Genomic DNA, 23,333 nt, shown 5'->3' with positions numbered 1-23,333 from the left:
GCACCTTAATTCAGCAGGACTTTTATATCTTAATGATATTTAAGCCTATCCGTTGTATCAGAGCCTATCTCACCAATAATTAAGGATAGCAATCAAATAGCAATTTATCTGCCTTAATTGGCCAATAATGAACAACTATTGATGAGATAGGTTCTTCTTAAGACAACGTATAAAAAGGGCATCTATCGATGCCCTTCCAAAATGAACACATTAAAAAAATTATGCGATCACTTTAGCAACAACACCGGCGCCTACAGTACGGCCACCTTCACGGATTGCGAAACGCAGACCTTCGTCCATTGCGATTGGCGCAATCAGAGTCACTTTCATGTTGATGTTGTCGCCTGGCATTACCATCTCTACGCCTTCTGGCAGTTCGATAGTACCGGTTACGTCAGTCGTACGGAAGTAGAACTGTGGACGGTAACCTTTGAAGAATGGCGTATGACGACCACCTTCATCTTTGCTCAGGATATACACTTCAGATTCGAACTGAGTGTGTGGGTGGATAGAGCCTGGCTTCGCCAGAACCTGACCACGCTCAACGTCATCACGCTTAGTACCACGCAGCAGAACACCCACGTTCTCACCCGCACGGCCTTCGTCCAGCAGTTTGCGGAACATTTCAACGCCGGTACAAGTGGTTTTGGTCGTCTCTTTGATACCTACGATTTCAACTTCGTCACCAACTTTAACGATACCACGCTCTACACGACCGGTAACTACAGTACCACGGCCAGAGATAGAGAATACGTCTTCGATTGGCAGCAGGAATGGCTTGTCAATGTCACGCTCTGGTTCTGGGATGTAAGAATCCAGTGCTTCAGCCAGTTCGATAACTTTCGCTTCCCACTCAGCATCGCCTTCCAGCGCTTTCAGCGCAGAACCACGGATGATTGGGGTGTCGTCGCCTGGGAAATCGTACTGAGACAGCAGCTCACGAACTTCCATTTCCACCAGTTCCAACAGCTCTTCATCATCAACCATGTCACATTTGTTCAGGAACACGATGATGTAAGGAACGCCAACCTGACGACCCAGCAGGATGTGCTCACGAGTCTGTGGCATTGGGCCATCAGTTGCAGCAACTACCAGGATCGCGCCGTCCATCTGAGCAGCACCGGTGATCATGTTTTTCACGTAGTCGGCGTGGCCTGGGCAGTCAACGTGTGCGTAGTGGCGAGTTGGAGTATCGTACTCTACGTGAGAAGTAGAGATGGTGATACCACGCGCTTTTTCTTCTGGTGCGTTATCGATCTGGTCGAATGCACGCGCGTTACCGCCGTAAGTTTTTGCCAAAACGGTAGTGATTGCAGCAGTCAGGGTAGTTTTACCGTGGTCAACGTGGCCGATAGTACCAACGTTAACGTGCGGTTTTGAACGTTCAAACTTTTCTTTAGACACGACTCTATTCCTTAATACCGCTCCCCCGTCACAAAGATGAGGGAGCCAAAAAGATAGTAAACTCGAAAACTTATCTAGATTTACGAGCTTCGATAATAGCCTGAGCGACGTTGCTAGGCGCTTCGTTGTACTTCAAGAACTCCATGGAGTAAGAAGCACGACCTTGGGTCTGAGAACGCAGGTCAGTAGCATAACCAAACATTTCAGACAATGGTACTTGAGCACGAACAATTTTGCCCGTAGCTATATCATCCATACCATCGATCATACCACGGCGACGGTTCAGGTCACCGATGACGTCACCCATGTAATCTTCTGGTGTTTCCACTTCGACTTTCATGATAGGTTCCAGCAGAACTGGTTTCGCTTTCATGAAGCCTTCTTTAAATGCCATGGATGCAGCAATTTTAAAGGCGATTTCTGAGGAGTCAACGTCATGGTAAGAACCATCGAACAGGGCAACTTTAACGTCAACGATTGGGTAACCAGCCAGAACACCGCTCTTCAGCTGTTCCTGAACGCCTTTGTCAACACCTGGGATGTATTCTTTAGGAACAACACCACCAACGATTTCGTTCACGAATTCGTAACCAGCACCACCGGCTTCCAGAGGCTCGATACGTAGCCAAACGTGACCGTACTGACCGCGACCACCGGACTGTTTAGCGTGTTTACCTTCCTGCTCAACAGAAGCACGAATGGTTTCACGGTAAGCAACCTGAGGTTTACCTACGTTCGCTTCAACGTTGAATTCACGACGCATACGGTCAACCAGAACGTCGAGGTGCAGCTCACCCATACCTGCGATGATAGTCTGACCAGACTCTTCATCACTGCTCACGCGGAAAGATGGGTCTTCCTGAGCCAGACGGCCTAAAGCGATACCCATTTTTTCTTGGTCAGCTTTAGTTTTTGGCTCGATAGCAACAGAGATAACTGGCTCTGGGAATTCCATGCGCTCCAGAATGATTGGAGAGTTCATGTCACAGAGAGTATCACCGGTGGTGACATCTTTCAGGCCGATAGCAGCAGCGATGTCGCCTGCACGGACTTCTTTAATTTCTTCACGTTTGTTAGCGTGCATCTGAACGATACGGCCAAAACGTTCTTTTTTGTCTTTTACCGGGTTCAGTACGGTGTCACCAGAGTTAACCACACCAGAGTAAACGCGGAAGAACGTCAAGTTACCCACAAATGGGTCAGTCGCGATTTTAAACGCCAGTGCAGAGAACGGCTCTTCATCGCTGGAGTGGCGTTCTGCTGGAGTGTCTTTACCGTCTGGCAGCATACCTTTGATGGATTCAACATCCGTTGGCGCTGGCAGATATTCAACAACTGCATCCAGCATTGCCTGAACACCTTTGTTCTTAAATGCAGAACCACAGGTAACCAGGATAATTTCGTTAGCCAGAACACGCTTACGCAGAGCTGCCTTGATTTCTTCTTCAGTCAGCTCTTCACCGCCCAGGTATTTATCCATCAGATCTTCTGATGCTTCTGCTGCGGATTCGATCAGGTTTTGATGCCATTCCTGAGCCTGCTCAAGCATGTCAGCCGGGATATCTTCGTATTCGAAGGTAATACCCTGATCTTCGTCGTTCCAGTTGATTGCTTTCATTTTCAGCAAATCAATAACACCGGTGAAGGTATCTTCTGCGCCGATTGCCAATTGCAGAGGAACAGGGTTGGCAGCCAGACGAGTTTTGATCTGCTCAACAACGCGCAGGAAGTTCGCACCCATACGGTCCATTTTGTTAACGAACGCGATACGTGGAACGTTATATTTGTTCGCCTGACGCCATACAGTTTCAGACTGTGGCTGAACACCACCAACTGCACAGTAAACCATTACTGCACCGTCAAGAACACGCATGGAACGTTCTACTTCGATAGTGAAGTCAACGTGGCCTGGGGTGTCGATGATGTTGATACGGTGTGGCTCATACTGCTTAGCCATACCAGACCAGAATGCGGTAGTCGCAGCAGACGTGATGGTAATACCACGCTCTTGTTCCTGCTCCATCCAGTCCATAGTAGCAGCGCCATCATGAACTTCACCGATCTTGTGGCTTACACCAGTGTAGAACAGAATACGTTCGGTGGTAGTGGTTTTACCCGCGTCAATGTGCGCACTGATACCGATATTACGGTAACGAGTTATAGGGGTTTTACGAGCCATTTTTTCCTCTCTCGTGGGCGTTCAATTTAGAGAACGGGTAGCCAGACAGCCACCCGGAACATATTCACTGCCGATGAAATACCCAATAGGGGATTACCAACGGTAGTGTGCGAACGCCTTGTTAGCTTCTGCCATACGGTGAACGTCTTCACGTTTCTTCACAGCAGCGCCTTTATTTTCAGCCGCATCAGATAATTCATTTGCCAGGCGCAGAGCCATGGACTTATCACCGCGTTTACGAGCAGCTTCAACGATCCAACGCATTGCCAGAGCATTACGACGAACCGGACGAACTTCAACTGGAACCTGATAAGTAGAACCACCAACACGGCGGGACTTAACTTCGACAGTCGGGCGCACGTTATCCAGTGCCAGCTCGAATGCTTCCAGATGATCTTTACCAGAACGCTGAGCCAGGGTCTCAAGCGCACCATATACAATTGCTTCTGCGACAGACTTTTTACCGTCTACCATCAGGATATTTACAAATTTGGCCAGCAGTTCAGATCCGAACTTTGGATCTGGCAGAATTTTACGTTGACCAATTACACGACGACGTGGCATGGAAATACTCCGTTTCGAATTTCAGGGTTGTCCAAAACTCTACGAGTTTATTTTGACATTAATGTGAAAAATGTTTGGCCTTACTTAACGGAGAACCATTAAGCCTTTGGCTTCTTCACACCGTACTTAGAACGACCTTGTTTACGGTCTTTAACACCGGCACAGTCCAGAGCGCCGCGAACGGTGTGGTAACGCACACCTGGCAAGTCTTTAACACGACCGCCACGGATCAGGATAACGGAGTGTTCCTGCAGGTTGTGGCCTTCACCACCGATGTAGGAAGAAACTTCGTAACCGTTAGTCAAACGCACACGGCATACTTTACGCAGTGCGGAGTTTGGTTTTTTAGGAGTGGTGGTATATACACGAGTACATACGCCACGTTTTTGCGGGCAAGCTTCCAGAGCAGGAACGTTGCTTTTCACAACTTTCGAGCTACGAGATTTGCGAACCAGCTGATTAATAGTTGCCATTATTAAAAAAGCTCCTGGTTTTTTGCTTCGTAAACACGGATTTTATCCTCTCTCTGTCATTATGACAAAACAAGAGGACGCGGAATTTTATTGCTGACTTGACGAGGTGTCAAGAAATATACAGTTTTTCTATATCGGCAAAATAATATCGGTAAGGTACTACTGGTAAAGCGCTGAGCGGGTAAAGTTACTGAAAAGTGCCATTTACATCTACCAGGCAAAATTTTGCTGATGTTTTACCGTTAAACTAACAAAACCATTGTAATCAATCACCCTTACACGGTCTGAAATCTGTTCAATCAGCCCACGTGCATTGAGATCTTCCTTCAAAACATAAATGCCTGCCCCGGTACGGAACAACTCAGCCAAATAGCGGTTATCATTGATGCCCAATAACACTCCATTTTGCATCAATAGAACATCATCAGTATCAGATACAAGACCAAGCATTGCATTGAAGTCGTCATGGTAAGGTGAGCGACTGACAGTATATAACATGTTACCTGCCTGAAATAGATTAAAATTTCAACACAAAATCATAGCCCGCCAACAATTTTCGGATTGTTGCGGCAGAAAGAAATTCAGCTTCCAGCACAAAATTGCTGGCTGGACTGCCTCCTCGTATCACCAGATCATCCAGACAAACGTAACATTTATCAATGTCATAAAGCGGCAAAACTTTAAAAGTTGAGATGTAGTCACGAGCCAGGATTTTATCCGGCTGCTGATCGGACAGTAATTGAAATACGCCATCAGAAATAAAAAATACACCGATCTGTTCAGTCAATGCTGACGTCGCAAGCAGTGCATCCAACCCTTCCCTACCGGCAGAAGAGCCGTGAGGAGCTTCAGTAAAAACAAAGGCAATTTTTTTCATCGATACCCACGAAGATTCCCAAACCTAACCAGCGCTAAAATTGTATGACACGATCACATAGCATCATGGCTTCCGCTAACGATCCCAATCCACTAAGCTCAAACCCTTCGGCTAAATTAGCGGTGGGCAGATTCAATTCACGGGCTTGTTGTTCATCTACGATACCACGGCGCAATGCCGCGGCAACACAGATAAACAGATCGAATTGATGTTGGACTGCCAATATCTGCCAGGCTTTGACCAAATCAAACTCATCATTGGCAGGGGCAACCAATTGATTGCCGTTTTGGACACCTTCGCGATAAAAAAACACGCTATGCAGTTTATGACCTGAGGCGATCAGCGCCTGAGCAAATTGGTAAGCACTGCTGGCTTGTTGAGTACCGTAAGCTGGCCCAGTGACCAGCAAACAATAAGACAGTGACGACATTACTTCTCCGAACCCGCACATTCACCATTTTTAAACTGGCGAATATAGAGGTATACCGTATGCTTGGAGATATTCAAACGATCAGCGACCTGATTGATGGCATCTTTAATATCAAAGATACCTTTCTCATAAAGGTTCAGCACTACCTGTCTGTTTTTCGCATTATTGGAAACATTGCGATCAGCATTCACTTCTTCAATAGTAAATTCCAGCGTTTGTGCGACCAGATCATCCACGGAAGAGGCAAAATTGACGTTTGAAGCAACTTCATGGGTTTTTTCTGGGATAAAGGTCTGAATAATTTCAGAGAAAGGCACATCAAGGTTCATATTGATGCACAAAAGCCCAATGACTCGACGCTGGCGATTGCGGATAGCAATCGTGACAGATTTCATCAACGAGCCACTTTTAGCCCGTGTGAAATACGCCCTGGAAACGCTACTGTCTTCATCCGTAATATCATGCAACATTCGCAACGCCAGATCAGTAATCGGAGAACCAATTTTACGCCCTGTATGCTCGCCATTAGCTATTCTGACGGCTGAACATTTAAGATCTTCCAGTGAATGAAGAACTATTTCACAATGCCCACCAATCAACATAGCCAGGCCATCAACAGCAGCTTCGTAAGATTTTAAAATTTCGTGATCAGTTTCACTAAACGGTTGGTTTTCCAGTAAATCAATATCACTGTTATCAGTAGAGATATTATCACCAATTAATAGTGGGGTAGACATGTAATACACCATCCTTCAAATTCTGACTTTGCCTCACAAAAACACCAGGGCAAGATTTATTATAAAATCATATTACTGCAACTCAGCATCGACTACTTCGATAACTACCTGTTGTTACAAGCAAGTTAAATAGCCTTATGTGATAAGCTCTAAAAAAACAAAAGGTTAAAATATTTGTTCTATATTCTATTCGGACTATTCAGAATAGTGACGTTAAAACCACATTGAACTGCCGTCAAGCTCTTGCTGAGTATAGCGCAGGGTTCTATCACAGCTTTATGCCGAATCCACCTGAAATACGGAAAGCAATACCCCATTTAATACCGTGGGAAATAATAAGCAAATAAATTTATTATTCTTTCCATGCTTATTACTAATTACTAATCAAATAGTGATAAATATCAGCAGCAAATCGAAAGGTGGAAGAAATGTATGATAAAGCAGGAGCCTCAAGCCCCTGCAAATATCTTTTAATTACAGGAATTATTTTGCCTTAGCAGCAGGCTTAATATCCAGTAATTCAACATTGAAAACTAAAGTGGAGTTAGCTGGAATTTTAGGTAAGTTTGCCTGATCATAAGCTAGCTTAGGAGGAATAACTAATGTGATTTTTCCCCCCTTCTTCACATGCTGTATACCTTCTCTCCAACCCGGAATGACACTGTCCAAACGAATTGTCAGAGGCTCTTTACGGTCATAAGAGCTGTCAAAAACCTGGCCATCAATCAAAGAACCTTTGTAGTTAACAACGACAGTATCAGTCTCTTTAGGTGCGTTACCAGTACCCTCTTTTTCAATTTTGTAAAGCAGCCCGGTTTTGGTTTCCACTACACCCGCTTGCTTAGCAAACTCTTTGCGATATTTGGCCCCTTTTTCACCATTTTCACTGGCTTCTTTTTCTACCTTGGCCAAGGCAGCACTTTTCACTTTAGATTCAAAGGCCTTCAGAGTTTCCTGAATTTCTTTGTCCGTCAGTTTGGCTTTATTATTTAATGCATCTTCAACACCGGCCAGCAACTGTTCTTTTTCTATATTGATACCGAGCGTTTTCTGCTCTTGCAATGAGTTGGCCATGTAGCCTCCCAAAGAAGCACCCAGAGCATAAGAATTTTGCTGTTCTGCTGTTTTAAAAGCATTATTTAGTTTTACTTCGTCTTTGGTTTCGGTGTTAGCAGCCAAAACCGAAGGTACGCTAAATGCCACCGCTAGAGTTGTTGCCAGCAGAGTTGTTTTAAACAATGATTTCATCCTATTCTCCAATAAGTTTGGGTGGGGTTACCATCAGCATAGGTCATAACGTTTACTATAACCGCCTAAGGAAACCAATGACAATATTTGCTATACCTTGCCATAAAAATCGTTGAGACAACATTAAAGCAAAGAGGTTTCGTGAGATCCTATTTCATTGGATATATGTGCATTATAGTGGCATCTTGACCGAATTATCGGTTCGTCATTTAAATTAATTGATTCAGAGGCAGGAGGAAAGATAATGGAGTTATCTGAATTTGAACGAAGATTTGTACAACTAGAAACCAAGCTAGCTTATCAAGAAGCCACCATTGAAGCATTGAATCAGGAAGTGATAAAGCAACAGATCGAAACTGACAGATTGAAAGAACAACTCAAATTAATTGCTGAGCGTCTAAAAAACCACCAAACATCCATCATTGCACCACTTTCTGAAGAAACACCGCCCCCCCATTACTGATATTCATCAGGGAAGTTCGCTGCCAAGGAAGGCTAAACGCAAAATAAAAAAGAGAAGCTTAAAACCCGCTTCCCTTTTTCTACTTAAATCTTAATGGCAGCTACCGCCGCAGCATCCATGGTCACCGTGATCGTGATCATGGTGGTGATCACCACAGCCACCCTGACCATGTACATGGCCATGAGCCAATTCTTCTTCGGTTGCTTCGCGGATAGCAACAATTTCAACATTGAATTTCAGATTCTGGCCAGCCAGCATGTGGTTCGCATCAACAACTACTTCATCACCTTCTATCGCAGTGATTTCTACTGGGATAGGCCCCTGATCTGTGTCAGCCAGGAAACGCATACCAACTTGAAGATCATCAACACCAACAAACACATCTTTTGGTGCACGCTGAACCAGGTTGTCATCATACTGACCGTATGCATCTGCTGCTTCTACGCTCACATCAAAACGTTCACCCACCTCACGGCCTTCCAGTGCTTTCTCTAATCCGCTGATCAGAGAACCACGGCCATGCAGATAGTCTAACGGTGCGCTCACCGAGGACTCATCAACTAAAACACCGTCTTCTGTTCTTACTTGATAAGCCAGGCTGACCACCAAGTCTTTTGCTACTTTCATGACAACTCCTACATACCCGAGGGGAAAAACCCGTGAGGGAAAATTTTTACTGCTTAAAAAATGCTGCCAATTGTAACGGAATTCTACGTTACTGTACCTAGGCAATAGCAAAATTTATCCACAATTCGTTGTATATGTATTGGGTTACTGTGGTGTAAAGATGCCAATGACCTGTTCCTGATCTCTGACATGAGAGGTGACAGCTTCATCCGTCTGCCGCTGTATATGGCCACAATGGACACACTCAACAACATCAACCTTATTTTCCTGCCACATTGCCAGCGTATCCTGTGACTGACATTTTGGACAAACCGCTCCTGCAATAAAACGCTTACGACTGATTGACATAATTCCCCCTAAGACGTGTCAGAACCCCTATTTTCCGCTACCATGCACACCAGACACTTAAAATTACATACATATACCCAATAGCTTTCAAATTGCGGCACATCGATCACTATACGCATCAACGGCCACTATGCATATCAATATACGATTGGTATGGGGAATGCAGTCAACAAAGCAGCAACTTGAAAGACGAAGGATATATAAATCTAACTATACGCGTTACCTTTCAAGTTGCTCATTATAAGACAACATAACTCATTGTTTCTCCCCGCGAAGCGGGGAGAAACAATGTGCATCTTGAAGTGAGATGGGTATATTAATTAACTTAACACATTATATATAGACGGCATCTATGATTGTTTTCTCTTCACTGCAAATCCGTCGTGGCATTCGCGTCCTACTGGATAACGCCAACGCAATCATCAATCCTGGACAAAAAGTCGGATTAGTTGGTAAAAATGGCTGTGGTAAATCTACCCTGCTTGCATTACTGAAAGATGAACTTCAAGCTGAAAATGGCTCTGTTACCTTCCCTAACAACTGGGCACTGGCTTGGGTTAATCAGGAAACGCCAGCCCTGGAAACATCAGCATTGGAATATGTCATCGATGGTGATCGTGAGTTCCGACAACTGGAGCAAAAACTCAAAATCGCCAACGAACAAAATGACGGCCATGCTATCGCTCATCTTCATGGTTTACTTGATACTATTCAGGCATGGACAATCCGCGCCCGCGCCGCTAGTTTGTTGCACGGATTAGGTTTTTCCCAGGTTCAGCTAGAACAGCCGGTACGTTCATTCTCTGGTGGTTGGCGTATGCGCCTCAACCTGGCACAAGCGTTGATCTGCCGTTCTGATTTGCTATTACTCGACGAACCGACCAACCACCTTGATCTGGACGCGGTTATCTGGCTGGAAAAATGGTTAAAGAGTTATACCGGCACCTTGATCCTAATTTCCCACGATCGCGATTTTCTCGATCCAATCATCGATAAAATCCTGCACATTGAGCAGCAGGATCTATACGAATATACCGGTAACTACTCTTCCTTCGAACGGCAACGCGCGGCCAAACTTGCCCAGCAACAGGCGCTATACCAAAGCCAACAGGAAAAAGTGGCCCATTTACAAAGTTATATTGACCGTTTCCGCGCCAAAGCCTCTAAAGCGAAACAGGCACAAAGCCGCATCAAAATGCTGGAACGTATGGAGCTTATCGCGCCCGCGCATGTCGATAACCCTTTCCATTTCAGCTTCCGCCAGCCGGACAACCTGCCAAATCCACTCTTAAACATGGATAAAGTCAGTGCTGGCTATGGTGAAAAAACGGTATTGAATTCAATCAAATTAAATCTGGTGCCAGGTTCACGGATCGGCCTACTAGGTCGCAATGGTGCGGGTAAATCCACATTGATCAAGTTGCTGGCAGGAGAACTGGCACCTCAGCACGGAGAAATTGCCTTATCAAAAGGCATTAAATTGGGTTACTTCGCACAGCACCAACTGGAATACTTGCGGGCAGATGAATCTCCATTACAACATTTGTCCCGAATCGCCCCCCAAGAAACGGAGCAACAGCTTCGGGATTATCTGGGAGGATTTGGCTTCAAAGGCGATCAAGTGATCGATCCAAGCGGACGTTTTTCCGGTGGTGAAAAAGCGCGCTTGGTACTGGCTCTGATTGTCTGGCAACGCCCAAACCTCCTTTTGCTTGACGAACCAACCAACCACCTTGATCTTGACATGAGACAGGCATTGACTGAAGCATTGATTGATTTCGAAGGTGCGCTGGTCGTCGTATCGCATGACAGACATTTACTGCGTTCTACAACAGACGAGCTTTATTTAGTGCATGATGGCAAAGTAGAACTTTTTAAAGGCGATTTAGAAGATTATCAGCAATGGCTCACTGAACTGCAACGCCAGCAAATGCGGGATAGTCAGGAGAAAGAAAAATCAGAAACCGAATCTTCAACGAATGGCACTCAAAATTACAGTGCCCAAGAGCGTAAAGATCAAAAACGGCGTGAAGCTGAATTCCGTAATCAAACGCAGCCATTGCGTAAACAGCTTGCTACCCTTGAAAAACAGATGGAAAAACTGGGAACGGCATTGATGGAATTAGAAGAGAAGCTGTCAGACAACACACTTTACGACCATGATCGTAAAACTGAACTGACTGAATGCCTGCATCAGCAAACGCAAACAAAATCCAAACTGGAAGATATTGAAATGGAATGGTTAGACATTCAGGAACAGCTCGAACACATGACTACAGAATTTAATATGAGTCAAGGGGTCAGCTAATCTTTCAAATGTAAGCTGGTGGGGATAATCGGGTATTGACATCAAATGCCCGATTATCTCCTATTCTCTTATCCCATCAATTTTTTTTCAAGCACTAAAAATAGTGCTTTCTGTTCACAACAGAATATAAAATTGTTTGCAAACAATCAGAATACTCGCGTAAAAAATAATAATTCATCTATTATATAGAAGATTATTTATAGTGGAAAAATGCTCAAGATGTTCACTCTCATTTTTCTCTCCTTACTGAGAAAACTGTTACAAGTTACACCTCAAGTTTGATTATCATAAGAGACCAAATAAAAATATTCCATATAAAACAAATGATAATCGCTAATCTAGACATTAGCCACTAAAGCAGAAAAGTTTTCAGCATCTTCAATCAAAGATTCATCTATAGATTTTGCCCATACGACACCAAGATCAATTTTTCTATCCGTTTCAATAATTTCTAAAAAATTCATATAGTACTCAGGAATAGAGCTAATAATCCGTTTAGGCACACAGGTATAAGCACTATTTTTTGTAATCATCTCTATTATCAACATAATATCATTTGTTTTTAATAACAAATGCATATCGTTACCAGTATAAATAGGAAAAACATTAAGAAAGCCTGTTAACTCTCTTATCTCTTTTTCTTCTGATGAATTTGTCTGAATCACCCCATTTTCAATCTGATGTAAAACTGTTCTAAATTTAGATACCAGATGACTCCCTTTCTTAAAGATATAGACCAATCTTTCCGTAAACACCTTTTTGGGTTTCAACTGAGTAATAATAGATGATAACGGCATCACTGCAACATGCAGCATCCCAACATTCAGTAAATTTAGCTGCTGCTCAACTGATAATCCAGTCACCAATGACAACACTATATTCCCTTTTTTTTCCACAACCTGCCTCTCTATTTGTGAATAATTATGGATAGGAAAACAAGAGCCAACATATAAGTGCCTGACCATATCCTCTTTTGAATCGAAATGAACCCGACTTTTGAAATTTTCATAGTGAGTTAAAAACTTTCGGACATTTTCCAATGTCTTCTGCCCAAAATCTGTCAATCTTGTTCCATTTGGTCCTCTTGTAAAGAGTGATGCACCAAAAATATCTTCCAATCCATGGATTTTCTTTGTCAAGGCAGGCTGAGAAAGATAAAGCCTTTTAGAAGCCTTATGATAATTAAGAGTTTCAGCCAAAACGATAAAAGCTTCAAGATTGCGTATATCCATGTTCTTTAGCCCAATGATTGTTGAATAACTACAAAACATTACAGATTCATGGTGATAGCATTTTAACTTAGTGTTTTGCCAAAGATTTTATCAGGTCAAATGGTCAAAATGTTAACTAATAAAATGTTAGTTAATAAGGGTAAAATTCGCAAAAATTTATTATTAACACGCTTTAATTTCAAATTAAAATAATTCCAAAAAGAAATTAATTTAGGGGAATTATCCCGCAAACACAGCCTACACCTCCTTATTACAGATACAGTTAAATACTATCTTTTGTTTTTAAATACAGAATTGTTAATATTTCCTCAATTTAAAAACGCTCACGGTATAGCATACAAACAAATCCATATCTGATTACTTTACCTGTCATAAAATTAGGGCAATCAACAATAAACACCAAGTTATCAACTGATAACTCTTCTTTATTGGCAACCAACAAAAGCAAACGCTAGTCATCATAAAAGTTAAAACATCACATCACTAAACTATTTTGTAAAAAATTTAATTAACCAACATAATGAAAATCATATATCTAGCTTGACCGTACAATATAAAAAACAGCGGGAAATCCACATCCATTATATTATTAACGATCCATTTACACTTTAATTTTCTGGTCATTATAATATTTACTCTCATTACGTGTTAAGAAGGGATATTCTAATTCAAGGTGATATATTAAATACAACAACAATGATAACCACCACCATAAAACGAGTAAAAGATACCCATTATAAAATATGATATCAAAAAATATTAATATGATAATTACAAGATTTATAGTGTGTTTTCAGTGAGAATGTATATTTATTACTAACAAATTTTTAATATTTTTTATATCAGAATATTCTGTATTGGCATATCGTTTTATGGATAAAACATGTTGATTTTTATCTAAAAAAACAGAACCTAATTGATAACCAATATAGTATATATCAATCTATCTTCAAGATGCGTATGATATCTCCCCGCTTCGCGGGGAGATATCAAGTTTCATACAGTGTTGTAAATTTCAACTTGAAGTTTAATGCGTATATAACTTTATTTTATCTCCAACCGCATAATGATATGAAAATCATATTCAAGCATAATATCAACAATTTTCCGATATAAAGGAGAAAGCGGAAGATAGTGTTTTTAATCTATTTTTGTGTATATTTTTTATTAAATTCTCAGTAAGATAAGCTGACGCACATAAATCACTTCTTAGTTTCGTTAAAATATGGCAGAAAAATGATGAAAATCGACTTGAGCAATATGATAACAGAAAGTCGTAATCCCGCCAGTACCCACATTGATCAACTTTCAACTCTCGATATGCTACGCGTTATCAACGATGAAGATAAAAAAGTGGCTATTGCCGTTGAGAAAACACTGCCTCAAATTGCCAATGTGGTTGATAAAGTTGCCGAGGCATTTCGTCAAGGTGGACGCTTAATCTATAGTGGCGCTGGCACATCCGGGCGCTTAGGTATCTTGGATGCCAGTGAATGTCCACCGACTTATGGTACAAAACCAGAACAGGTAATCGGTTTAATTGCTGGAGGACATCAAGCCATTCTGAAAGCTATCGAAAATGCGGAAGATAATCGGCAATTAGGTATAGAAGATCTTAAGGTACTACACTTTAATCAAAAAGATGTTCTGGTAGGGATTGCCGCCAGTGGCCGGACACCCTATGTATTAGGTGCAATGGAATATGCCAAATCAGTGAGTGCTACTGTTGCCTGTATCAGTTGTAACCCAGATAGCCCAATGGTACAACTGGCCGATATTGCTATCACGCCCGTTGTGGGGCCAGAAGTGATAACAGGCTCATCCCGCATGAAGGCAGGCACGGCACAAAAATTGATACTGAATATGATCACGACAGGCGCCATGATCCGTATTGGCAAGGTATATAGTAATTTGATGGTTGACGTAGAAGCCACCAATGCCAAATTAATTGAACGCCAGAAAAATATTGTCATGGCCGCCACGGAGTGCAGCAGAGAAATGGCAGAACAGGCGTTAAACGCCTGTGGTGGGCATTGCAAGACCGCAATCGTCATGATCCTATCGGGTATTAACGCTGAAGAAGCCAACGCATTATTGGCAAAACATCATGGACTTATCCGGCCAGCTATCTCAACAAACCGATAATCATTGCCTCTTTAGAAGGGGCTAAATGGCGTCACACTTCCCAGAATTAAACCTTTTGTCACGACCTGCCCCGACGGCGTTTTTTATCGGTCTTATTGTCTGATGGGATTAGCCTTATCGGATTAAACAGGCAGCCCTGCCGTTGATGATATCCAACAGCGACATCTTCACGAGCATGGCTGTTCGGATCCAGTGGAAGAACCCACAAATCTGTAAACTTTGTGAATATACATATTGCCTGTGCGCTGGCCAACAAGTTAGCACATATAAGATTGGCTATAACAACACGACAAACCGTGTTTGAAAGATAATGACACAGTTACCCTAAGCAGCAACTTTACCGTTGGTTTAAACAAATTACCCATCTGGTTTTGCAAAAACTGATTATGGACGAGATATGAACAGCCTGATGATAACTTAAGCATAAAAATGGCTCTTTGAAGCCAAACACTTTTTTAGGCGCAGCAGGTGTGGGCATCTCTGCCCATATTGGTGCCAGATAGATTTACACAAGCCCAACATTATCTCTGGGAAAAAATGTAAATTTCTATTGCTTAGCTATTATTAATTATTAATAAACGTTGTGAGAAAAAAATTAGGCGATAACCATCAATTGATATGAATCCTCATGAGGTATTTATATATGTCTTCATATATCAGAAAAACAAATTTATTTTTTGCGTTATTTATGATTATCTCAATGAGTAATGCTTCAGAAGTTCATAATATAAACCCAGAGAAACCAGTTACACATTTAAAACAAACGAATAATACTACTACAGCTGATACATCACATAACGTTACTGGTTATATCAAAACATTGAGTAATGTTTTATCATCACCTTCGAACCTTGCTGAACAAGCAAAATCCTATGCGTTAGGTAAATTTAATAATACTGTATCTTCCGAAGCTCAAAAATGGTTATCTCAGTTTGGGGCGGTGAGAATTAACTTTGGCTTAGACCGGGAATTGAAGCTGAAGAATAATTCACTCGATATCTTACTACCGCTTTATGATAACAAAGCAGATTGGTTGTTTTTTTCCCAATTGGGTTATCGTCATAAAGACAGAAGAGATACGGTTAACCTAGGTTTAGGTAGCCGCTATTTTGATAACAACTGGATGTATGGCTTAAATACTTTTTATGACCATGAACTGACCGTAAGAAATCAAAGATTAGGACTAGGTGGGGAAATTTGGGGAGATTATATTAAATTTTCAGCCAATGCTTATTATCGCTTAAGTGATTGGCAAGAATCTCGAAACTTTCGGGGTTATCATGAACGTCCAGCCACAGGTTATGACATTAATGGCGAATTTTTCTTGCCAGTTTATCCTAACTTAGGCGCAAAAATAACCTATGAGCAATATTTTGGTGATAACGTAGCGTTATTCAACCGTGATACGAAACAGAAAAATCCCCACCAGGCGAAATTAGACCTGACGTATACTCCAATTCCTCTGGTTACTATCGGGGTAGGTTATCGGCAAGGCAAAGAAGGTCATACTAATACCCAGTTTCTGGCAAATTTAAATTATAAATTCGGAATTCCGCTGGGTACTCAATTATCACCTGCTAATGTCGCATCAATGCGAACATTGGCAGGAAGCCGTTACGATTTTGTCGAAAGAAATAATGATATTGTTATGGATCATCAAAAAAGAGAAAAAGACGAACTGTTAGAGTTAGGGCCAATTATTGGATATGGCCAGCAAGAAATACTCGTTAATGCCCCTATCCGCTCTTATACAAATATCAAACATATTAGTTGGGCTGTACCAGATAACGCATTTAAAGATAATCACGGGAAACTCTCTTCTGATTCAGGTAGGAGTATTGTTATTACGCTTCCTAGCTATCAGGAAACGCATAAAATCGGTTACAAATTGGATATATTAATCACTGATAATCAGGGGAAAACAAAAACTATTCAGACCACTATAAAAGTTTTGCCTTTTTTGATTGATGGAGAAGTGAATATTACAGGTAATGAAAAAAGTGGATATACGTTTAGTGACCCTATTATTACTTATCAGGGTTCACCCGCTGGAAAATTTGTTAAGAATGCCAAAATTACCAAAGTGGCCTGGACAACGGAGCCTGCTTTAGGGGATGAATCTGGCTTAAGTTTCAAATGGAATGATAAACCTGCCCAAACGAATGAAAAAGGAGTATTAACAAATAAGGAAGGGAAATTAATGCCTAATATTTTAGTCAGCAAAAAGCCACATAAAGAAGTTAAAGTTTACATACAACTAGATGGTGCTCCACGGCAGGAAATAGATACCGTGAAATTTAACTCTGTTAAATATCATGTGAAACACATTAAGATTGATAAGGCAAGTCCGCTGATTGCCAACAGTGAAGATACCTATACCTATACGGCCTATCTCACAGAACAGGGCGATAACCCGGTAGCCGAAGGCCAGACCGTTTCCAACGTCCGGTGGCATAAGGACAATAATCACCCGGGGCTGAAATTCACGTTCAAGAACGGGGAGGACAAGACAGGGCCGGGAGGCACACTCACGGCAACACTGAGTAGTGCAGCCGATGTCGATAATGTGGTGGTTTCACTGTCAGTGGAAGAGCAGGACTCACCCACTCCGGCAACAGCGGTGTCTTTTGTTGTTGATCCTAAACAGTACCGTGTGAAACACATTAAGATTGATAAGGCAAGTCCGCTGATTGCCAACAGTGAAGATACCTATACCTATACGGCCTATCTCACAGATCAGGACGATAACCCGGTAGCCGAAGGCCAGACCGTTTCCAACGTCCGGTGGCATAAGGACAATAATCACCCGGGGCTGAAATTCACGTTCAAGAACGGGGAGGACAAGACAGGGCCGGGAGGCACACTCACGGCAACACTGAGTAGTGCAGCCGATGTCGATAATGTGGTGGTTTCACTGTCAGTGGAAGAGCAGGACTCACCCACTCCGGCAACAGCGGTGTCTTTTGTTGTTGATCCTAAACAGTACCGTGTGAAACACATTAAGATTGATAAGGCAAGTCCGCTGATTGCCAACAGTGAAGATACCTATACCTATACGGCCTATCTCACAGATCAGGACGATAACCCGGTAGCCGAAGGCCAGACCGTTTCCAACGTCCGGTGGCATAAGGACAATAATCACCCGGGGCTGAAATTCACGTTCAAGAACGGGGAGGACAAGACAGGGCCGGGAGGCACACTCACGGCAACACTGAGCAGTATAGAAGTGGTTGATAATGTGGTGGTTTCGCTGGCGGTGGAAAAGCAGACATCTCCCATTCCAGCTAAGCCAGTTCAATTCATACTGGATGAAAAAGATTTAGCTATCAATATCAATATATCTCGGACAGGACCATTAATGGCTAATAATTCTGATACATATATTTATACCGCCACAATTACTGATAAAAAAACAAATAGTAATTTATCAAATTACACATTTGATTCAGTAGAATGGGTTGTATCAGAAAATATATCAGAAATAGTTGTAACCAAAGACTCAAACGTTACTGATCCACAAGGGAATTTAGTTGCAAGAGTAAAAAGTCATGTAGGCATTGATGATTTTAGCGTGAAATTGACCCTCAATAAAAAAATAAGCAAAACTAGCGATAAAAGAACTTTTAACCCTTCCCCCAAAAAAGCAACAATATTTCTATATAATAACCAGAATCCCTCGGTTAATAGTGATAATAAAAACATAATCTTTTCTAGTGCACACTCGCCTGTTAATGCTTTTAGTTCTTTAAGTGGGGCATTAAGAAATTCGAATGGGGGAAAAATCACCAAATCAGACAAACACTCAGTTATTTTTACTTCAACCAACCCAGATATAACTTCTATTGATGCAGATACTGGTGAAATATCCTTTTATAAGCCAGGTGACGCGACATTGTCTGCTACAATAACAAACACAAAAAATGGCATAAAAGAGTTATATGTTTATACGACAAAAGTTAAAAGATATTTCGAACAAGATCCAAATGATTATGATTTAGAATGGAGTGGTAGGAAAAACTGTGAAAGTAGTGGCCTTGTTACACCAAACTTAAAAGCAGACATTTTTAATAATAATGACCCCACAGTGTTATCGACAGAGTTTCCAGATATTAGTATATGGAATTTGGTATTAACGAATGATAATAGCACTGTTGATCCTACGTCTAGTCAGACTGTATTCTTTTTAGTTTTTGATGGTTATAATTATCTAATCTATAACTCGACTGATCATAGTACAATTCTGGCTAGTTCAGGAGGAGGATACCTACTTTGTGTAGTTAAGTAATGTTGATAGTTTGTTGCACTAATGAAATATATCATTAGTGCAACAAAAGCTAAATATATCTATCTTTAATACTGTAGAATCTGTCATTAATTTATATTAATCTGATCTTCTTGGTCATAAGTAAAACGAACATCTCCATTCTTATCCCTGGGGAAGGTTATTTTTATGATAGGTAGCAGTATACCGGTAGATTGATAATAATCTTTTTGATCATGCTGTGCATCTTGTAATCCATCATTTTGATAAAAAAAAGCTTCTATAGGTAATTTTTCAGGAATATCTTGGTCCCAAACAGCTAAAACCAATTCATTGTTTAATGGTAAATCAATCAGTGAGTTAACTTTTATAGCCTGCATAAAGATATCTGCACTGCCATCACCAGTCACATCAAAACCACATTGAGCATCACGATCATAATTATTGATATTTACGTAATTATTAACCCATTGCTCTGCTGTAGTAATATTTTGTTGTTGGCAAGATCCTCTATCGGGATACCCTGAATAAGAACCACATCCTTTATCATTTCTAGCATCTGTGCCGCCATCAATAGGAAAATAACAAAGGATTTCAGGGTTGATTTTAGGATTATCTGAATTATCAAAAAGTTCAAGGTAAGGAGAAAAAATATAACCATTATGATGCTCAATAGCTAATTCAATAATTTTAACGTCAGATCTTAGATAAGAAAATGAAACACTTCCCTTTCTTTGAGAAGTTGGGCTAGGGTTCCATGAGTGATATTTATCTGACACAACAGTTCCCCTTATTAACACTCCGGAGCATAAAAATACCGGAAGCCCATCATCCCCACAATATCTTTGATTATCAAAATACCTTTGAGTTATTTTTTGCGCAACATCGTACCCTGTATCTGAGTTAGCATTAGCGATAGGTATAAGAAATGCCATATACAAAAATAATCTAATAATTAAGTTTACTCTTTCCATAACATTCGCCTATGTTTTTTCAATTCTGATGAAATAAGTCAATATTTTAAAAGACATTGGCGCATAGGAATATAGATAATTAAAGCAATAATTATGTCTATCAATCCCAATATTCCCTTTATTATGCACCAACGTCTTATTAAAAATATTATATTTTTTTAAAAGTATGTTACTTGTTATAGAACTTGCCTTAATACCTCAGAAAAATCATACTCTACTCCCGGATAAATACTACCTACCGCATAATCAACCAGTACAATTTGTCCCTTATTTTCTTCTACCCAATCAGCTGAAAGCCGTGCACCCATTTGTTGTACATCATCAACGGGTTTATAAGAAGTTTGTATCATTGTTTTTCCAACTGCACGTATTTCTACAGTTTGATCTGGTGTCATATTAGGGTATTCAATGATTACGTGAACAGTTCCATCACCTCGATAGAAAAGTCTGGGGGCTGGTAAATTAAGTTTTTGCCCTGCAATATCCAGGGATAAAGTCCCTGAGTATACAGAGGCATTTTGGTTTAATCCGCCAACTTTAAACCGGATTTTTGCTGTATTACCAATACTATTAATAAATTCCATCCGGGGAATATGAAATGTCAGCGGCATAATTTCATCTATTTCTTGTGATGGCGTAGAGTAAGGCGGTATATTATTACGACCTTGCCATAAAACTTGAACAGTTTGTCCTGAAGCCATGCCGGTATAGACTGGTACAATTATCTTTAAATTATCCAACCTATAATAATCGCTTTTTTCTAATAATGTCCCATGATTACCTGTGGCTTCTGGAACGGCAGGAAAATAATCAGGCAAACTGGATAACACTGTTTCAATATTTACCATTGCTATTTTAGATTGTGCCGTATTACCCGATAGTTTTGTTACAGTATAATATCCTGTATATTCTCCATCTGTTGAAAAATCGTCTATAGAAAAGACAACTTCAAAGAAATTAGAGGGAATAATATTAATATTAACAGAATAAGGAAATGAAGGTATAGTATTACCTTTGTTGTCGGTAAAGTAACCAACAATTCTGTCGCCAGATTTTTCATCACCATAACCTGGAATTAGCATTGTTATGTATCTAGCCCCTTCAGTTTTTTGAGCATCTATATCAATCACACCTCCTGACGCTTGTGGATAGGAGGGTGGATTTAATTTATATTCATATGTCATATTTAGTATGTAAATGCATCCCATTTATATGAATTTTCTCATAATTTTCAGCATTTACCCTTTTTTTCAGTTATTGGAAGTATTTTATTAGCCGTATATATATTTATTAAAAATGAGTTACGGCCTGATTTATAATTAAAAAGAATAATTTATATTTAAATGTTAATTAATTCCTCCTCCTGGCAGAACAGTGTCTATATATCCCTGCCAATTATGACTATATTTAACATTATCTACATCCACTTTATAATATAAAATATAAATAACAGCGCTCCCGCCGGATATCCTTGAATCAACATCTCCTGTTATAGAAATAGGGATAGGTATATGCCCTTTCGATGTTGTAGCAGGAGAAGTTGCTTTCGGTAATTGAATTGCCTTCTTATAGGATATATCACCTCTATTTGAGGACTTAATGAATACCTCAATCGCAACAGTATCTCCAGGATTTACTTTCTGGTTATCTGCTGAGTCAGCTTCAATTTCCACATAAAGGGTATCTCCCCCATTAAATCTATATTGATTAATTGTAGTGAAATTAATCTCATATCCTGGATTTAAAATAAATTCTGGATTAATTCCATAGCTTGAATATACTTTAGGAAGATCAAAAACTCTATTTTTATCAGAGTCTGGTGGGCCATACTGATAACCAACATAATTAACAATAATACTATCTGAATATCTAATATTTGAGTTTTCCCTTGCAATAAGATAACTAAATTCATTTTCCTTTGACACAGGGAATATTGAGTATGGCAACTGATAAGAATAATTATCTAAGTTTGATAAATCCGAAATTTCAACATAGTTTCCTACTACGTTACCATTAACAAGATACAAGATATAATCTGTTTTTTTTGCGCCATCATAAGGAGGTATTTTTATATTGAAATTTTCTTCATTATTTAGTGGCTTTAAGACATCATCACGTAATTCTGCTATATCGGGAGCTACTAGATATTCTTCAAACTCAGCACCCACTAAGTCTAAAATAAATAAAAGATTTTTAGATTGCCGTTCAATAGGTAAACCTTCGATTGAACTATAGAAAGCTAATACAACTGACTGACTTTCTTGAGGAAATGCATAAAATTGCAAATTACCCTGAGAATCTGTGGTTAAGGTAATCTGTTGATATTTCGCAGGGTTATTAATATTAATCTGTAATGGATGACCTTTAATATCCATTAAAGCAACTCTTGATAAACTATCAAGACTATTTGCTGATATGTTAACACTTAAATTTGGAATTACTGCTCCTGAATTGTCTCTCACAGTCGTTGTTATTTTTACTCTATTAAGATTTGTTAGATCTGGCTTGTTTTCACCAGAAGGTGTTTTGATAGAAAATTTATCTATTGTTAATGATAAAGTATCCGGACTTATATCTGAGACTTTACAACTGAAACTCTGGGGTTTATAACCTGTATTTGATGTGTTTATAGTAAAAGACTGTGGAATATTGAAAAATTTTTTGTCTTTACTAACTTTAATAAAAACCTCAATACTAGCATGTGTAGGCATAATTTTAACTTGACCTTCTCTAATAACTGTTATCCAATCATCGGTTGGATTAAGCGTTATCGTATCTGTATTTTTAAAATCTTTCGCTCCTCCTGATAAATTAATTGTTAATTTCAAATATTGATCAGAAATTAATATTGGATTTTTAGATAAGTCTGTTCCCTTATCTGTTACTACCGTTATTTTTTGAGTATTAGATACCATTTTTAAATTTTCCTTTCTATTAACCTGGTTTAGGTTTCATTTTTTGATTTATAACTATCAACAACGAATCTCATAATAATAGAATAGGCATTTACTTTAGCGGAACGTTATTTTCCACAATTATCTTTATTTTTTCTCAACAATCATA

Annotated in this window: 19 protein-coding genes; 4 read left to right on the top strand and 15 right to left on the bottom strand. The window is 40.1% G+C overall.

Annotated elements, in window-relative coordinates; genetic code table 11:
* Positions 1-219 precede the first annotated feature (219 nt).
* From tuf to fkpA, 9 genes are all read right to left on the bottom strand, one after another.
* Positions 220-1,404 carry an elongation factor Tu gene (gene tuf, locus WDV74_RS01235; protein ID WP_338804007.1) on the bottom strand — a complete coding sequence of 395 codons (1,185 nt, stop codon included), beginning with the start codon at positions 1,402-1,404 and terminating at the stop codon, positions 220-222.
* A gap of 70 nt (positions 1,405-1,474) precedes the next feature.
* Positions 1,475-3,583: an elongation factor G gene (gene fusA / locus WDV74_RS01230; protein WP_338884140.1), complete on the bottom strand. Its 2,109-nt coding sequence runs from the start codon at positions 3,581-3,583 to the stop codon at positions 1,475-1,477.
* 93 nt (positions 3,584-3,676) lie between these two features.
* Positions 3,677-4,147 (bottom strand): 30S ribosomal protein S7, encoded by a 471-nt coding sequence (gene rpsG, locus WDV74_RS01225; RefSeq protein WP_047770766.1) that lies wholly within the window; start codon positions 4,145-4,147, stop codon positions 3,677-3,679.
* A 98-nt stretch (positions 4,148-4,245) separates the two neighbouring features.
* Positions 4,246-4,620 (bottom strand): 30S ribosomal protein S12, encoded by a 375-nt coding sequence (gene rpsL / locus WDV74_RS01220; protein ID WP_010848548.1) that lies wholly within the window; start codon positions 4,618-4,620, stop codon positions 4,246-4,248.
* 210 nt (positions 4,621-4,830) lie between these two features.
* On the bottom strand, positions 4,831-5,118 hold the full coding sequence (tusB, locus tag WDV74_RS01215; RefSeq protein ID WP_189759325.1) for a sulfurtransferase complex subunit TusB: 288 nt from the start codon (positions 5,116-5,118) through the stop codon (positions 4,831-4,833).
* Positions 5,119-5,137: 19 nt separating this feature from the next.
* Positions 5,138-5,497, bottom strand: a complete 360-nt coding sequence (gene tusC / locus WDV74_RS01210; protein WP_338884138.1) for a sulfurtransferase complex subunit TusC — start codon at positions 5,495-5,497, stop codon at positions 5,138-5,140.
* Between the two features lie 34 nt (positions 5,498-5,531).
* Entirely contained in the window at positions 5,532-5,927 is a 396-nt protein-coding gene (tusD, locus tag WDV74_RS01205) for a sulfurtransferase complex subunit TusD (protein WP_338884137.1), read from the bottom strand.
* Entirely contained in the window at positions 5,927-6,664 is a 738-nt protein-coding gene (locus WDV74_RS01200; RefSeq protein WP_338884136.1) for a transcriptional regulator, read from the bottom strand. The genes tusD and WDV74_RS01200 overlap by 1 nt, the downstream gene beginning before the upstream one ends.
* 483 nt (positions 6,665-7,147) lie before the next feature.
* The gene (gene fkpA / locus WDV74_RS01195) at positions 7,148-7,912 is read right to left on the bottom strand and encodes an FKBP-type peptidyl-prolyl cis-trans isomerase (RefSeq protein ID WP_338884135.1); all 765 of its coding nucleotides are present in this window, start codon (positions 7,910-7,912) and stop codon (positions 7,148-7,150) included.
* A 244-nt stretch (positions 7,913-8,156) separates the two neighbouring features.
* Here fkpA and WDV74_RS01190 point away from each other — a divergent pair, with 244 nt between their 5' ends.
* Entirely contained in the window at positions 8,157-8,375 is a 219-nt protein-coding gene (locus WDV74_RS01190; RefSeq protein ID WP_338884133.1) for a SlyX family protein, read from the top strand.
* A gap of 90 nt (positions 8,376-8,465) precedes the next feature.
* On the opposite strand, the gene slyD is transcribed toward WDV74_RS01190, so the two are convergent.
* On the bottom strand, positions 8,466-9,002 hold the full coding sequence (slyD, locus tag WDV74_RS01185; RefSeq protein ID WP_189759331.1) for a peptidylprolyl isomerase: 537 nt from the start codon (positions 9,000-9,002) through the stop codon (positions 8,466-8,468).
* A gap of 144 nt (positions 9,003-9,146) precedes the next feature.
* Positions 9,147-9,350: a YheV family putative zinc ribbon protein gene (locus tag WDV74_RS01180; protein ID WP_338884130.1), complete on the bottom strand. Its 204-nt coding sequence runs from the start codon at positions 9,348-9,350 to the stop codon at positions 9,147-9,149.
* A gap of 352 nt (positions 9,351-9,702) precedes the next feature.
* Here WDV74_RS01180 and WDV74_RS01175 point away from each other — a divergent pair, with 352 nt between their 5' ends.
* On the top strand, positions 9,703-11,658 hold the full coding sequence (locus WDV74_RS01175; RefSeq protein ID WP_338884128.1) for an ABC transporter ATP-binding protein: 1,956 nt from the start codon (positions 9,703-9,705) through the stop codon (positions 11,656-11,658).
* Between the two features lie 338 nt (positions 11,659-11,996).
* Here WDV74_RS01175 and WDV74_RS01170 read toward each other — a convergent pair whose 3' ends face one another.
* Positions 11,997-12,890: a LysR family transcriptional regulator gene (locus WDV74_RS01170; RefSeq protein ID WP_338884126.1), complete on the bottom strand. Its 894-nt coding sequence runs from the start codon at positions 12,888-12,890 to the stop codon at positions 11,997-11,999.
* Positions 12,891-14,129: 1,239 nt separating this feature from the next.
* On the opposite strand from WDV74_RS01170, the gene murQ reads away from it, so the two are divergent.
* Both murQ and WDV74_RS01160 read left to right on the top strand, forming a co-directional pair.
* A complete protein-coding gene (gene murQ, locus WDV74_RS01165) occupies positions 14,130-15,035 on the top strand; it encodes an N-acetylmuramic acid 6-phosphate etherase (RefSeq protein ID WP_338885507.1) in 906 nt (301 codons plus the stop codon).
* A 643-nt stretch (positions 15,036-15,678) separates the two neighbouring features.
* Positions 15,679-19,320, top strand: coding sequence for an inverse autotransporter beta domain-containing protein (locus WDV74_RS01160; protein WP_338884125.1), 3,642 nt, complete (start codon positions 15,679-15,681; stop codon positions 19,318-19,320).
* A gap of 86 nt (positions 19,321-19,406) precedes the next feature.
* Here WDV74_RS01160 and WDV74_RS01155 read toward each other — a convergent pair whose 3' ends face one another.
* The 3 genes from WDV74_RS01155 to WDV74_RS01145 form a co-directional block, all read right to left on the bottom strand.
* Positions 19,407-20,270 carry an N-acyl homoserine lactonase gene (locus tag WDV74_RS01155; protein WP_338884124.1) on the bottom strand — a complete coding sequence of 288 codons (864 nt, stop codon included), beginning with the start codon at positions 20,268-20,270 and terminating at the stop codon, positions 19,407-19,409.
* 176 nt (positions 20,271-20,446) lie between these two features.
* Positions 20,447-21,400, bottom strand: a complete 954-nt coding sequence (locus tag WDV74_RS01150) for a hypothetical protein (RefSeq protein WP_338884123.1) — start codon at positions 21,398-21,400, stop codon at positions 20,447-20,449.
* Between the two features lie 216 nt (positions 21,401-21,616).
* Positions 21,617-23,185 (bottom strand): hypothetical protein, encoded by a 1,569-nt coding sequence (locus WDV74_RS01145; RefSeq protein WP_338884122.1) that lies wholly within the window; start codon positions 23,183-23,185, stop codon positions 21,617-21,619.
* Positions 23,186-23,333 lie beyond the last annotated feature (148 nt).

The sequence above is a fragment of the Xenorhabdus sp. TH1 genome (genome assembly GCF_037260955.1).
GTDB lineage: Bacteria > Pseudomonadota > Gammaproteobacteria > Enterobacterales > Enterobacteriaceae > Xenorhabdus > Xenorhabdus griffiniae.
This window is presented reverse-complemented; position numbering and strand designations above follow the sequence as displayed.

Coding starts and splice junctions, on each gene's coding strand:
- fusA (WP_338884140.1), bottom strand. CDS start 3,583: ATGGCTCGTAAAACCCCTATAACTCGTTACCGTAATATCGGTATCAGT.
- rpsG (WP_047770766.1), bottom strand. CDS start 4,147: ATGCCACGTCGTCGTGTAATTGGTCAACGTAAAATTCTGCCAGATCCA.
- rpsL (WP_010848548.1), bottom strand. CDS start 4,620: ATGGCAACTATTAATCAGCTGGTTCGCAAATCTCGTAGCTCGAAAGTT.
- tusB (WP_189759325.1), bottom strand. CDS start 5,118: ATGTTATATACTGTCAGTCGCTCACCTTACCATGACGACTTCAATGCA.
- tusC (WP_338884138.1), bottom strand. CDS start 5,497: ATGAAAAAAATTGCCTTTGTTTTTACTGAAGCTCCTCACGGCTCTTCT.
- tusD (WP_338884137.1), bottom strand. CDS start 5,927: ATGTCGTCACTGTCTTATTGTTTGCTGGTCACTGGGCCAGCTTACGGT.
- WDV74_RS01200 (WP_338884136.1), bottom strand. CDS start 6,664: ATGTCTACCCCACTATTAATTGGTGATAATATCTCTACTGATAACAGT.
- fkpA (WP_338884135.1), bottom strand. CDS start 7,912: ATGAAATCATTGTTTAAAACAACTCTGCTGGCAACAACTCTAGCGGTG.
- WDV74_RS01190 (WP_338884133.1), top strand. CDS start 8,157: ATGGAGTTATCTGAATTTGAACGAAGATTTGTACAACTAGAAACCAAG.
- slyD (WP_189759331.1), bottom strand. CDS start 9,002: ATGAAAGTAGCAAAAGACTTGGTGGTCAGCCTGGCTTATCAAGTAAGA.
- WDV74_RS01180 (WP_338884130.1), bottom strand. CDS start 9,350: ATGTCAATCAGTCGTAAGCGTTTTATTGCAGGAGCGGTTTGTCCAAAA.
- WDV74_RS01175 (WP_338884128.1), top strand. CDS start 9,703: ATGATTGTTTTCTCTTCACTGCAAATCCGTCGTGGCATTCGCGTCCTA.
- WDV74_RS01170 (WP_338884126.1), bottom strand. CDS start 12,890: ATGGATATACGCAATCTTGAAGCTTTTATCGTTTTGGCTGAAACTCTT.
- murQ (WP_338885507.1), top strand. CDS start 14,130: ATGAAAATCGACTTGAGCAATATGATAACAGAAAGTCGTAATCCCGCC.
- WDV74_RS01160 (WP_338884125.1), top strand. CDS start 15,679: ATGTCTTCATATATCAGAAAAACAAATTTATTTTTTGCGTTATTTATG.
- WDV74_RS01155 (WP_338884124.1), bottom strand. CDS start 20,270: ATGGAAAGAGTAAACTTAATTATTAGATTATTTTTGTATATGGCATTT.
- WDV74_RS01145 (WP_338884122.1), bottom strand. CDS start 23,185: ATGGTATCTAATACTCAAAAAATAACGGTAGTAACAGATAAGGGAACA.